This window comes from Flavobacteriales bacterium, assembly GCA_016779935.1.
Classification (GTDB): Bacteria; Bacteroidota; Bacteroidia; order Flavobacteriales; family UBA7312.
Window position 1 is genome coordinate 242,467 of record JADHMQ010000001.1, and the last position, 13,942, is coordinate 256,408.

General features: G+C 35.5%; 10 protein-coding genes and 3 tRNA genes. 8 read left to right on the forward strand and 5 right to left on the reverse strand.

The genetic code is table 11. The features are described 5' to 3' along the window. The first annotated feature begins 1 nt into the window (after position 1). The 3 genes from ISP73_01160 to ISP73_01170 all read left to right on the forward strand — a co-directional run bounded on the left by ISP73_01160 (position 2) and on the right by ISP73_01170 (position 1,706). Positions 2–955 (forward strand): MoxR family ATPase, encoded by a 954-nt coding sequence (locus ISP73_01160; protein MBL6657194.1) that lies wholly within the window; start codon positions 2–4, stop codon positions 953–955. Next, positions 955–1,521, forward strand: coding sequence for a peptide deformylase (locus tag ISP73_01165; protein MBL6657195.1), 567 nt, complete (start codon positions 955–957; stop codon positions 1,519–1,521). The genes ISP73_01160 and ISP73_01165 overlap by 1 nt, the downstream gene beginning before the upstream one ends. Before the next feature lie 111 nt (positions 1,522–1,632). Continuing rightward, a tRNA-Arg gene (locus ISP73_01170) sits at positions 1,633–1,706 on the forward strand. Positions 1,707–1,759: 53 nt separating this feature from the next. On the opposite strand, the gene ISP73_01175 is transcribed toward ISP73_01170, so the two are convergent. From ISP73_01175 to ISP73_01185, 3 genes are all read right to left on the reverse strand, one after another. After that, on the reverse strand, positions 1,760–5,527 hold the full coding sequence (locus ISP73_01175) for a gliding motility-associated C-terminal domain-containing protein (GenBank protein MBL6657196.1): 3,768 nt from the start codon (positions 5,525–5,527) through the stop codon (positions 1,760–1,762). 128 nt (positions 5,528–5,655) lie between these two features. Then, positions 5,656–5,730 (reverse strand) — tRNA-Pro (locus tag ISP73_01180). A gap of 59 nt (positions 5,731–5,789) precedes the next feature. Next, a tRNA-Ser gene (locus ISP73_01185) sits at positions 5,790–5,876 on the reverse strand. A gap of 149 nt (positions 5,877–6,025) precedes the next feature. Between ISP73_01185 and ISP73_01190 the strand changes: the two genes are divergently transcribed. Genes ISP73_01190 through ISP73_01200 form a run of 3 tightly spaced genes read left to right on the forward strand, consistent with a single transcriptional unit; the run spans position 6,026 to position 10,615 of the window. Further along, positions 6,026–7,780 (forward strand): hypothetical protein, encoded by a 1,755-nt coding sequence (locus ISP73_01190; GenBank protein MBL6657197.1) that lies wholly within the window; start codon positions 6,026–6,028, stop codon positions 7,778–7,780. Positions 7,781–7,792: 12 nt separating this feature from the next. After that, positions 7,793–9,289 carry an ABC transporter permease gene (locus tag ISP73_01195; GenBank protein MBL6657198.1) on the forward strand — a complete coding sequence of 499 codons (1,497 nt, stop codon included), beginning with the start codon at positions 7,793–7,795 and terminating at the stop codon, positions 9,287–9,289. 6 nt (positions 9,290–9,295) lie between these two features. Continuing rightward, positions 9,296–10,615, forward strand: coding sequence for an ABC transporter permease (locus ISP73_01200; GenBank protein ID MBL6657199.1), 1,320 nt, complete (start codon positions 9,296–9,298; stop codon positions 10,613–10,615). Here ISP73_01200 and ISP73_01205 read toward each other — a convergent pair whose 3' ends face one another. Beyond that, positions 10,616–11,392: a TIGR00159 family protein gene (locus ISP73_01205; protein MBL6657200.1), complete on the reverse strand. Its 777-nt coding sequence runs from the start codon at positions 11,390–11,392 to the stop codon at positions 10,616–10,618. Then, the gene (gene folP / locus ISP73_01210) at positions 11,392–12,252 is read right to left on the reverse strand and encodes a dihydropteroate synthase (GenBank protein MBL6657201.1); all 861 of its coding nucleotides are present in this window, start codon (positions 12,250–12,252) and stop codon (positions 11,392–11,394) included. Before folP ends, ISP73_01205 begins: the two co-directional genes overlap by 1 nt. Positions 12,253–12,275: 23 nt before the next feature. Between folP and ISP73_01215 the strand changes: the two genes are divergently transcribed. Both ISP73_01215 and ISP73_01220 read left to right on the forward strand, forming a co-directional pair. Next, the gene (locus ISP73_01215) at positions 12,276–12,809 is read left to right on the forward strand and encodes a DUF1599 domain-containing protein (GenBank protein ID MBL6657202.1); all 534 of its coding nucleotides are present in this window, start codon (positions 12,276–12,278) and stop codon (positions 12,807–12,809) included. Position 12,810: 1 nt separating this feature from the next. Beyond that, positions 12,811–13,941 (forward strand): DoxX family protein, encoded by a 1,131-nt coding sequence (locus ISP73_01220; protein ID MBL6657203.1) that lies wholly within the window; start codon positions 12,811–12,813, stop codon positions 13,939–13,941. Position 13,942: the final 1 nt, after the last annotated feature.

Below are 13,942 nucleotides of genomic sequence, written 5' to 3' on the forward strand. Positions count from 1 at the left end.
GATGTCAGAAGTGCAAGAGTTAGATAATTTTAAGAAGTCATATGAAGATTTTAGAGCTGAAATAGCCAAAGTCATTATAGGTCAGGATGAAGTTGTTAAAAACGTATTAATTTCCATTTTTAGTCAAGGACATTGTTTACTAGTAGGAGTGCCTGGATTGGCAAAAACACTACTCGTTCAAACGATTGCTCAATCCTTAGGATTAGAATTTAATAGAATACAGTTTACTCCAGACCTCATGCCATCTGATATAGTTGGCTCTGAAATTTTGAATGAAAACAGACAGTTTACCTTCAACAAAGGACCTTTGTTTGCAAATATTGTACTAGCTGATGAGATTAACAGAACGCCTCCAAAAACTCAGGCGGCATTGCTAGAAGCTATGCAAGAACGATCAGTTACAGCAGCAGGTACTCGATATGAACTTGCAAAGCCATTCTTTGTATTAGCTACTCAAAACCCAATTGAGCAAGAAGGGACTTACCCATTACCAGAGGCTCAGTTAGACAGATTTATGTTTAACGTGGTTTTAGATTACCCTTCTTACGAAGAGGAATTAGAAGTTATTAAAAGCACAACCTCTGATAAAGAAGTTAAACTCAATAAAGTACTTGATGCTGAGCAAATTCTTAATTATCAGAAGCTTATTCGTAAAATACCAGTTGCCGATAATGTGATGGAGTATGCCGTTAAGTTAGTTGCTAAAACACGCCCTAACACCGAACATGCTTCGGAAAGAGTAAATAAATTCATTTCTTGGGGAGCTGGACCAAGAGCATCTCAGTTTTTAGTTGTAGGAGCAAAGTGCCATGCTGCAATTAATGGTAAGTATTCTCCAGATATTGAAGATGTAAAAGCTGTAGCAGAACCTATTTTACGTCATCGTTTGGTAAAAACGTACCAAGCAGATGCTGAAGGTATTAGTATCGAACAACTCATTCAAGAACTACTGTAATGATTTTGCCTATTGTAGCTTACGGTGCTACTGTTTTGAAGAAAAAGGCGGTAGAGATTCCACAGGATTATCCTCAACTGGAAAAGCTAATTGAAGATATGTTCGAAACCATGTATGAAGCCAATGGTGTAGGCTTAGCTGCACCTCAAATAAATAAAAGCATTCGTTTATTCATCGTTGATGGCAGTCCTTTTGCAGAGGATGAACCTGATATGGAAGACTTCTGCAAGGTATTTATCAACCCAACAATTTTGGATGAAGAAGGCGAGGAGTGGAATTTTAACGAAGGTTGTTTATCTATTCCTAACATTCGAGAAGACGTTAGCCGAAAACCTAAAATACGTATTCAGTATCAAGATGAAGACTTTAATACTTTAGAAGAAGTCTATGAGGGTACTAAAGCACGAATCATACAACATGAGTATGATCATATTGAAGGCGTACTATTTACAGATTATCTTAGTGGTATAAAGAAGCGTCTGCTAAAGGGTAAACTCATGGATATCTCTAAAGGAAATATTAAAGTGGATTACCGAATGAAGTTTCCACTTAAAAAAGGAAGGTAGGTTAATCAAGTTTTGACCGTATTATTTCTTTGCTATTATGTTTTGGAATGTCAATCCAAAATATTTACATTTGCCGACACATTTTTTTACTGGTTGAATTCCGTAAAAATTGGTCGAGTAGCTCAGCTGGATAGAGCATCTGCCTTCTAAGCAGACGGTCACAGGTTCGAATCCTGTCTCGATCACATTGATTATGCCCTTTTTCTCTTTCAGAGATTAAGGGTTTTTTTTAATCCAATTAACGCAATAAATGTATTTCACCGTCAAAGAAGTGCTTTTTACCAATAAGGTCAATTACTTCAACTCTGTAAGAATAAACACCATTCATACATTCCGTACCTTTTTGGGTTTTTCCATTCCAAGACTCATTAATATCATTACTAGTGTATATAAGTTCTCCCCATCGGCTAAATATTCTAATAAAGAATTCACTTATTCCAAAGCCTTTACATAAAAAGACGTCATTTACATCATCATAATCAGGAGTAAAGGCAGTAGGGATGAATAATTCAAATTCAGGATTAATGATAACTTCATTTCTCATACTGTCCATACATCCGAATTCATTTTCGACTAACATAAGTATATCAAAAGTGCCAATATCGTTATACAGATGTGATGGATTACAGTCCGTATCAGAATAAGTGCTATCGCCAAACCACCACTGACAATAACTGACATTTGAAGTGAAATTATTCATTTGAATCTGTGGACTAAGAATAGACGTTTCTCTGGGATAAACGGTAAAGCTAGCCAAAGGATTTTCCCTCACATATACATTGATTTCATCTGAAGAATTACCCAAACAGTAGTTGTCAGCATAATTTACAACTTTGTAATGTCCTACTTCACTTATAATAAAAGTGTCAATAGAGTTGAATGAGGTGTAATTCAAAAGAATTTCATTGTCTACCGTTAACTCGTATTTAAAAGGTGCATTTCCATCATTGGACACATAAATCTCCATTGTTGTATCATTCTCACAAAGGAAATTATCGGTATAAAGATTAGTTACTGGCAATTCTTTGATGCTTATAATTACTGTATCAGTATCGGTACAATCATCTAGTGTAGTTGTGAAATAGACTTGAACCTCTCCAAGCTCAATATCGGCTTGGCTATAATCGTAAATAATAGCGTTGGCAGTAGTTAAAAAATCTCCACTTCCGTTAGTTGTCCATTCTGGATTAGCAGAGTTATTTGATGACCCATTGAGAAGGACTTCCTCATTCTCACATATTTGAATAAAGTTTGTGCTTAATGTTATTTCTGGGGTTTCCAGAAAGTTAATGGAAACAGCATCAGTAAATGTACATCCAAACGCATTTGTTTCTGTCCAACTAAAAGTATACAGGCCATAATCAGCTACGCTCACAGTAGTTTGTGGAGTATTTGTATCAGCAAATACAGCAGATGCATTGCTCCATACTGCTGAAATACCATTGTCTGTTGCAACTAGCTCAGTTTGTTTCCCACAAACATCTTGATCGTTACCAGCAAAAGGAGTAGGGTTAGGGTTGACGTTGATGTTAACGGTATCGCTATTAAAGCAATTATCAGTACTTTCTCCAAAAAGAATGTAAGTATTTAGACCAACTGAAGGAGTAAAGGCTAAATTGTTTTGCACACCGTTATCCCATGAATAATTCATGCCACCACTTCCACTAAGAGTTATACTTTCGCCAAAACATATAGTTTGATCTTCACCAGCATTAATATTTGGCAAGGGGTGTATGGTTTGAACAGCTGAAGAAAAATCACTCACGCAGTTGTTGATGCTAGTTTCATTTAGATAAACGGTTGTAGTGCCTAGAAAGTAAGGAATAGCATAGGCATTAGAACTCTGAATAAAATCTGTGAGTGAAGAGTCGGAATACCAGCTAATCATAGAGCCGCTTTCAGATGGTGTTATAATTATGGGTAAAATACTTTCCCCATCACAGTATTCCGATGGCGACACTATAGGGCTAGCCGGAATAGTGAATACTTCAACATCTTCTTGACTACTAGTAGAACAGCTTGTTAAAGAGCCTGGAGTAGTGTATTCTATACTATAAAGGCTTCCTTCTGTTACATTGGATAGAGCGCCTGTAATAACGTCTATTTCAGCACCATTTGGATTAGAAGAAAATGAAAACTGACCGCCAGATGTTCCAGAAATGATAACAGAATTGTTATCGCCATAGCAAAAGTCAGTAGTAATAAATGAAGGGTCTTCAAATGCAAGAGCAGTTGTTGACTCTACCGAAATACTAGGACAGTTGCCTGAAGTAGAATATTGAACATCATAAGTAGTACCAACCGTTGCATTACTAATATTGGCATTAAGTGGATTTATTGTGGCTCCATCACTACTGTTTAATAAGGAAAAATTACCACCTGTAGTACCATTAATTGTTGCTGTATTTTCAGTATCAATACAGAAATCACTAATGCTAAAAGAGGCATCATCCAAAGCGTTAATAATAACATTAATTGAGTCTGAAACTACATCGCATTCACCAATTTGACCACTAAGAACATAGGTTCCACTATCAGAAAGACTTAGGACTCCAAATGTGAAATTATTACCTGAAGCTGTAAAGCCACTAGGTCCATTCCAATTATAATCTGTGTTATTAATAAATTCCCCATTTAAAACCAACACATCGCCTTCACAGTAGGTTTCAGTTGAAGTAGTAATTTTATGTTCGAATTTATTGAAATTACTAAAATAGCCGTATCTACTTGATGAATTTCGCCCCATAATTATTCCCACATGGAAAAAAGATGAGTCATTAGAGATGTTAGAGTTTGTAAGAACATTTACAAATGAAGGTTCAGTTATAGATGCAAATTTCCATTCACCAGATGTGTTAGGAACATCCTCAAAATCAGTATCCAAAATAATTCCACTTGCCCCATTAAATAAAAAGTCGTCTTCCCCTCCAGATTTAACCAAAATATTCAATTTAAAAAATGGATTGTTGACGGAACGAATAAAGGAAACGTTTTGTGAACCAGTACAATTAATAGGTGGCAGGATAGCACCACAAACTTCTGAGCCATAGCCAGTCATGTGCAGAGCAACTACAGGTTTAGTACTCGTAAAATATATGCATGGATCAAATAAATCCATTTGATATGTTTCGCTGGTATTAATGTTAGCAACAACCGCTCCATTTACTAATATATCTGTATTGTCTTCGGAGGCAGTAATGTAAATTTTATCTTCTTCATTTAATTCCCCCTTTATAACAATATATTCTAACCCCATTTGCTCAACAGGAATAAGCTGATCAGCCATTAAATCGAAAGCTGTTGGACCATAGTAAGGGTTACCAAGAACAGAATCATCACTAACAGAAACAGCAATAGGTTTATTGCTTAAAATATGAGTACCTGAAGGGTGTAAAGAGCCAAAAACACTACTCGCCCTTAAAGAATATGTTTCACCCATATTAAGTGTAATAGTAAAGGTAGTATTTGCTAAATAGCCCTCTAAATCTTGTGTTGGAGTAATTTGTATTTCGGTATTGTCTTCAGTTGCAACAATATCAATACCAGCTTTACTCTGAGTATAATTATTGTTCAGAAACGTTTGGAAAGGTGTATAAAATTCAAGACCTAGAGCATTTTGCCCTTTTAAGGAAAAAATATCAGGGTTGTTAGTTGAGCCTTCTTCGTAATAGGCAGTTACTAGAGAAGTCGAGGAGATATAAATGCCATAGTTTAGAACTTCATTATAGGGCTTGTTTTCAATGATATCTATCCAAGCAGTTAGGTCAATGGATGCAGCATCATTGGCACTCAAAGTAACTGTCTGATTGGGGAATAAAGCATTTGCGGGTTGACTTATTGTTATTGTTGCGGGCTCATCAAAGGAAGCAAAGCGTAGGTATATAGGCCTATCATCGTGTCCTATCCATACCTCTGGAGCAACAAACCAAAAAGAAGTATCACTTTGGGAGTAGCTAGAAGAAACACAACACAAAAAAGCGATAAATATGAACGCTATCCTTTTCAATTAATAAGGGTGTTAAGATTATTAAAGTAATTGCAAAACTACATTATTATACGGAATTTTATACTTAAAGGTTATGGATGAAAAATGGATTAAAAAAAAGGATTGAAACTAATCAATCCCTTTTGTAGTCGGGGTGGCAGGATTCGAACCTGCGACCTCCTGCTCCCAAAGCAGGCGCGATGACCGGGCTACGCTACACCCCGAGTGTAGAGTCTGCAAAACTAAACAAATAATGCAGACAGCCAAACTGTATTATTTTATGCGGAGAGAGGGGGATTCGAACCCCCGATACCGTTACCGGTATAACACCTTAGCAGGGTGCCGCTTTCAGCCACTCAGCCACCTCTCCAAAAAAGAACGAGGGCGCAAATTTATACGATTTACATCGTTTCACAAAACATTTTGTTTTTTTATTTACAATGGAAATAAATTCAGTATTCAGGTTGTATTTAAATCGTGCGGAATGTTATATTTGCATCACTACTCAAAAAAATGATTATGTATAACAAGATACTTACGGTCATAATTTCAATAGTTCTACTCTCAGCATGTGTTGATAATAGAGATTTATCAAAAAATATTGTAATTGCTCATATATCGTCAAACCCAGATGGTCTACATCCATTCAATGACAATTCAGTGATGCGTTCCTTTATATTTGAGCACACTCAAAAAACATTGGTTAAGTTGGACTTGCAAAGCTTGGAATATACGCCTTCTTTAGTGAAGACACTGCCAGAAATTTCGGAAGACGGCTTACGTTACCATTATGAATTAAGAGACGATGTAAGATGGGAAGATGGGAGTGAACTAACCGCTGAAGATGTAGCTTTTACAGCAAAACTTCAGATTTGTCCATTAACTGACAACGCTAATGTAAGAGGAAATTACTCTTCCGTTATCAAAAATGTTATTCTTTATCCTAATAACCCTAAGAAATTTACAATGGTGGCTTTTGGTAAAAACGTTACTAATGCAAACATTTTCTCAGAAGTTTATATTCAGCAAAAATCACATTGGGATCCAGAAGGAATTCTTGACGACCTTACATTTGAAGAGATACACAATCCAAATTTTAAAGAAAAGAAAGAATGGTCTGAATGGTTTAACGCCTTTAATCATGGCGATAACAGGTACCAATCAGAACGTTTAGTAGGCTTAGGACCTTACCAAATTTCAGAATGGGAAACAGGTTCGTACATTATTGCTAAGAAAAAAGAAAATTGGTGGGGTGATAATGATACATCTATCTACAACCAAAACTACCCTGAAGAAATCATTTTTAAGATTATTACCGATGATGCTTCTGTATTCTTATCACTAAAGAGTCAGGAATTAGATGCTACCAATAGAGTAGGAACATCTAAGCTTTTTAAGCTTCAGAAACACGATTACTTTAATGAAAATTACCATTCTGACTTTTTAAACCAGTATTCATATTACTACGCAGGTCTTAATACACGACCTGATGGTATAAAGAGAAAGAAATTCTTTACAGATGTTAAAGTACGTCGTGCTATGGCCCACTTAGTACCTGTGGATGAAATTATAGAAGTATTACTCCACGGAGAAGGCTCCAGACAAGTAGCTCAATTATCTAATCTTAAGAAGAACTATAACGATACGCTTAAACTTATTGAATTAGACGTAGAAAAGGCTAAGCAGCTTTTAGATGAGGCTGGTTGGGTGGATACCGATGACAATAATATCAGAGATAAAATGGTTAATGGTGAAAAACTTCAGCTAAGTTTTGAACTCAGTTATATGAGTGGTGCAGCTTCAAAAGAAACTGCACTTATGATAAAAGAAAGCATGTGGCGTGCAGGAGTAGAAGTTAACCCAAATCCAATGGATTTTACCTTGTTTTACAAAAACGCTCAGGAGCATGACTTTGACATGATGTTAGGCGGATGGGGTGGTTCAGCATCTTACTCTAACCCTTATCAGTTATGGCATACCTCATCTTGGGCAAATAAAGGCTCCAACTTCTGTGGATTCGGTGATGCCTTTAGTGATTCTCTAATTGATGCTGCAAATGCTGCCATTGACCCTGAAGAACATAGACACGCAATCTGGCAACTACAAGCAAAAATATATGAAGACCAACCTTACGTGTTCATGTATAGCCCAAAACGAAAAATTGTGATTCATAAGCGTTTTGATAATGCGAATATGTATTATGAAAAACCAGGTTTTGTACTACATAACTTTAAGTTAAAAGAAAGTTATATGAACCAAACTCCAATGCCTTAATTAATCTAGAATATGTTAAAATATATAGCAAAACGAATACTTATTTTTATACCAACATTATTGGCAATTTCTTTGTTGGCATTCATCATAAGCATCAGTGCACCGGCTGATCCTGTTGAGAAGTTATCCAATTCTGCAGACAAGGAAGGAGCAGCCAATCAACAGTCTAATGCATCTAAGAAAACAAAGCAAGACCTAAGAAAAAAACTTGGTCTTGACTTACCTGTTTTCTATTTCAGCTTTGGTTCTATTAGCGATAGTGATACCTTGTATAAGGTAGCTGATAAAGATCATTCGGCTACTTTAAGTGAGCTTTCACACTATTATGGAAACTGGGAAGATGTCTCTGACTATTTCAATCAGATGTCGAAAACACAAACAAGTCATTTTTCATTGGACTTAGAGGATATTTTTAAGATGAATATAGATCAAGATAGTATTCCTTTGTATTCTAAAAATGAAATTAATGATGTTATTACTCAATCTAATTTTGAGATAAACGCCATGCTGGAAACAGCAAACCCCAGCGTTTTAGAGTCAAAATTCAACTCACTGGCTGATCTGTACGCTAAATATGGTTTTTTATCAGGAGTTAAGAAAGAATTTGATTTAGCTAAGTCATCCTATGAAACTATGCTTAGCCAACAATCTTCTTGGAAAAGTTATGTGCCAAAGATTATCTGGTACGGTTCTAAAAACCAGTACCACTTTTGGTTGTTTGGTGATGGCGAAAATAGAAAAGGGGTTGTAAGAGGAGATTTTGGATACTCTTATATTGATAGTCAACCCATTAATACAAAAATATGGTCTAAGGTTTGGATTTCCTTTTCATTTTCAATCTTATCGGTATTGTTTGCATACATTATTAGTATTCCGCTTGGAATTTATTCAGCATATAAGAAAGACAGTAAGTTTGATAGAATTTCATCAATCATAGTATTCGTATTATACTCTATGCCAGGATTCTTCATTGGTGTATTGTTAATTTATACTTTTGCTAACCCTGATACTTTAAGATGGTTCCCAGTATCTGGAATTCAAGACCCAACTTTATTTAATCCAAATTGGTCTTTTTGGGAAAAGACTGCCCATAGAGCACCTTATTTCATCTTACCTCTTATTACCTATACATACAGCTCTTTTGCGTTTTTAAGTAGGATTATGCGAGTTGGTGTAATTGATGTTTTCGGACAAGATTATATCCGAACAGCAAGGGCTAAAGGGCTAGGAGAGGGTAAAGTTGTTATGAAGCATGCTTTGAGAAACTCATTGCTACCGATTATTACGGTGTTCGCTAATATTTTCCCATTAGCAATTGGTGGTTCAGTAATTATAGAAACCATTTTTACCATTCCTGGAATGGGATTTGAAATATATAACTCTATTCTGAATTCGGACTATCCTATGATTGTTGCAGTATTTACAATAATTGGTTTTTTAACCATGATTGGTTATTTAGTTGCCGACGTACTCTATGCAGTTGTTGATCCACGAATTTCTTACAAATAAACAGATATGGAACAGAATAATTTTTCGTTTAAAAAATACGCTTGGCAACAATTCAAAAAGAATAAGCCAGCACTTGTATCATTATATATCCTTATCGGACTCGTATTCATTGCATTATTTGCGCCAATTATTGCCAATGACCAACCCTTATACTGTAAATATAAAGGTGAAACATTTTATCCTGCTTTCTCAACTTTAGTAAACCCTTCGAAGGTAGATTCAATTAAGAATGATGCAGGCCTTGTTGAAATGCTACAATTTGATATCACTGACTGGAGAAAGTTAGATTTAGAAAGTGTAGTGTGGGCACCAATCCCTTATTCACCAGATAAAGGCGACAGATATAATAGAGAATATGTTTCGCCATTAGATGAGCAGCGCTATAAAAATAGCGATAATGAAATTGTTGCCATTCCTGGTCGATTAAGACATATTATGGGAACTGATAATATCGGAAGAGATTTAGCTTCTGGACTTATTCATGGAACTAGAATTTCCTTATTAGTTGGAGTATTGGCTATGGGTATAGCTAGTATAATTGGTGTCTTTTTAGGTGCTTTAGCCGGCTTCTTTGGCGATAGAAATTTATTGATGCCTAGGGTAAAATATATCTTTACATTGTTGGGTGTTTTCTTAGCCTTTTTCTATGGTTTTGGAGTACGAAAATATACCCTTTCAAATGCTTTTTCCACTGGTAATGGCGTTATGGAGTTGATTATCAGTTTATTGATAATCGTGGCTATTCTTGTGGGTATGAGGCTATTGTCTCGTTTATTTACTTTCGGATGGTTAGGGAAAGAAATAAGTGTGCCAATTGACACCTACATTTCTAGAGGGATTGAAATATTAAATTCTATTCCAAGGCTGATTCTAATCATTACTATTTCTGCTATTTTTGTCAGAAGTATTTGGCTGATAATGGTCATTATTGGACTGACTTCATGGACTGGAATTGCTCGTTTTACTAGAGCAGAATTTTTAAGAATTAGAGAGTTGGAATATATTCAAGCTGCTAAATCTTTAGGCTTTTCCAATTTTAGAGCCATTGCAAAACATGCATTACCGAATGCTCTAGCACCAGTTTTTGTATCCATAGCCTTTGGTGTAGCCTCAGCTATACTCATTGAAAGTTCACTATCCTTTCTAGGAATTGGTGTGCCAGATGATGTGGTAACTTGGGGTTCATTATTGAATTTAGGTCGTCAGGAGTTTGAAGCATGGTGGTTGGTAATGTTCCCTGGATTTGCCATTTTCATTACAATTACAATTTATAATCTTATTGGTGAAGGTCTGAGAGATGCCCTTGACCCAAGGTTGAAGAGCTAATTACTTTTGGTGCAATTCCTTTTGAAGTAGTTCTTTAAGCTGTTCGGCAGATAAGCTTATTTCGAGTTGACCTTTTTGAGCAACCGAAATTTTTCCTCTTTCTTCGGAAACGATAATCGCAATACAATCTGTATTTTCTGAAATACCTGCTGCAGCTCTGTGTCTCATTCCAAGATTAGATGGAAAATTTTCATTTTCAATAGAAGGAAGCACACACCTTGCGGCTTTTACAGTATTACCCGTAATTATAACAGCACCGTCATGCAATGGACTATTTTTAAAGAATATACTTTGAAGAAGAATACTAGAGGTTTTTGAATTAATAGCTTCCCCAGTTTCAATGTAGTTTGGTAGTCCGTTTTCTCTAGTAATTACTATAATAGCGCCAGTCTTTGTACTTGCCATTTTCTCACAAGCATCCGTAATTGCTGATATATTTACTTCAGCACCAGTCTCATCGTTTATCCAATTGAATTTTAACACCCCATCTTTTGAGAAAAATTTAGTGTTTCCAATCATCAAAAGAAAACGCCTTACTTCTTGTTGGAAAACAATAATTACTGCTAAAACACCTACACCAATAAATTGCCCAAGTATTTCACTAAGTAAGTCCATTTGTAAGGCTTCAACCAACTTCCACAGGAGATATATTGCTGCAATTCCGATAAAAATCTTAATGGCAACAGTTCCTTTAATTAATTTATACAATTGATATAAAAGTATAGCCACCAAAAAGATGTCGACAATATCAAGTATGTTAAATTCGAGAAAACCCATTACAAATTCGTTTTGGCGAAGTTAGTTAATTTTACACATTCCATAGCTTCCCAAACGTCATGTGCCCTTAAAATAGATATGCCTTTCTCTAGACAAATTGTGTGAATAACGCTAGTGCCATTCAGTGCGTGCGCTGCATCAGTCTCCAGGGGTTTGTAAATCATAGACTTTCTAGAAACACCAGCTAGAAGTGGCAAATTTAGAGTATGTAAGTGCTCTAATCGGTTAAGGAGTTGGTAATTGTGCTCTAAGCTTTTGCCAAATCCAAAACCCGGGTCAATTATTATATTTTCAACACCTTTTTGTTTAAGCTGCTTAATCTTTTTTTCAAAATAACGTTTTACTTCATCTTCAATACAATCATATTGTGGATTATCTTGCATGTTTTGAGGTGTTCCTTTCATGTGCATCATTATATAAGGCACTTTAAGTTGAGCAATAGTGTCGAACATTTTACTGTCAAGTTCACCTGCAGAAATATCATTTACAATGTCTCCACCAGCCTCAATAGAGCGTTTTGCAATTTTTGAACGGAAGGTGTCTATAGATAAGATAGCGGAGGGGAATTCGTTGTTAATATTTTTCAGATTTTTTTCAAGTCTTTGCCATTCTTCCTCTTCAGAGATGTGTTTGGCATTAGGCCTAGAAGAGTAGGCGCCAATATCGATAATAGTAGCCCCGTCTTCGAGCAATTTTTCAGTTTGATAGAGTGCTTTTTTTTCAGAATTATGTTTTCCACCATCAAAAAATGAGTCATCAGTAAGGTTTAAAATACCCATGACTATTGGTGTTGATAAATCAAGCAATTTTGCTCCGCTTTCTAACGTTATTGCTGTATTAAATTTTTTATTTTTATTCATTATAAAAACGACTGATTTAACGCATGGAACAGACCATTCAAGAGTACGATGTGGCGTTTGCCAAATGTAAGGATATTTTTATCAAAAAAATGAAAGACTATGGGTGTGCATGGCGTATTCTTCGTTTATCTTCCTTAACTGACCAAATTTTTATTAAAGCCCAACGCATCAGAAGTATAGAGATGAAGGGTTCTCAAAAAGTAGGTGAGGATATTAGAAACGAGTTTATAGGCATTGTAAACTATTCCATCATTGCGCTCATTCAATTAGAGAAAGGCATCGCTGAGCAACCTGATATGGAAAGCGAAGAAGTTCAACAGCTTTACGAGAAATTTTATATAGAAGCTAATGAACTTATGCAGTCTAAAAATCACGACTATGGTGAGGCTTGGCGCGACATGAGAGTAAGCTCTTTAACTGACCTTATTTTGCAAAAACTTCTTAGAGTAAAGCAAATTGAGGATAATGAGGGTAAAACGCTTATTTCTGAGGGGATAGATGCCAATTACTTTGACATGATTAACTATTCAATTTTTGCACTTATAAAATTAAACTAAAATGAAATTTATAACATTCATATCTCGATTATTAGTAGGAGTTTTATTCATTATTTCGGGTCTAATAAAAGCCAACGATACAGTAGGTTTTTCCTACAAGCTTGAAGAATACTTTGCCGCTGATGTGCTTAACTTAGAATTCCTCATTCCACTGGCTTTAGTTATGGCAGCCGGTTTATGTATAGTAGAAGTTATATTAGGGGTTATGGTATTGATAGGGTCTCGACCTAAACTAGCCAACTGGTCTTTAATGGCTATGACTGTATTTTTTACTTTTCTGACTTTTTATTCGGCATATTTCAACAAGGTAACAGATTGCGGATGTTTTGGAGATGCTATAAAGTTAACACCCTGGGAATCCTTTGGTAAAGACATCATTTTGTTAGTATTAATCGGAATTTTATTCCTTGGTGAAAAATACATCAAACCCCTTTTCAATGAAAAGAAAGAAAATATGTTGATGGGTATAGTTACCTTTTTCTGTTTTGCTTTTGTAATTCACACTTATAGACACCTTCCTGTTGAAGACTTTAGACCTTATGCTGTTGGAAACAATATTATTGAAGGAATGAAAAGCTGCGATGAGTTGGGGTTGCCATGTACTGAAGAAGCACTTTATTATATCGTAAAAGATAAAAGTACTGGAGAAATTTCAGAAATGCTATCAACGGATTACCAAAACAAATGGGAGCAATTTGACTTTGTAGAGGCTACTGAAAAATCCATTGTATTACAAGAGGGCTATGAGCCGCCCATTCATGACTTTTCAATTTCACAAAATGGAGTAGATTATACCTATTCTATCTTAGAAGAGGACAATGCATTTTTATTGGTGTGTTATAATATCACTAAAACATCTTCTTCAAAGCAAGAGGAGATAAATGCATTTTATGAAGAATGTCAAGCAAGGGGGATTTCCTTTTATGCTTTGTGTGCCTCTAGTGACGACAATATATTAGCATTTCAAGAAGAAAATAATATCGACTATCCATTTTACTTTACGGATGAAACTACATTGAAAACAATGATTCGTTCAAATCCTGGTTTAATGCTTCTTAAGAAAGGCACAATTCAAGGAAAGTGGCACCACAACGATTTTCCTCATATGGGAGATATAGAAAATCTATTTTAGA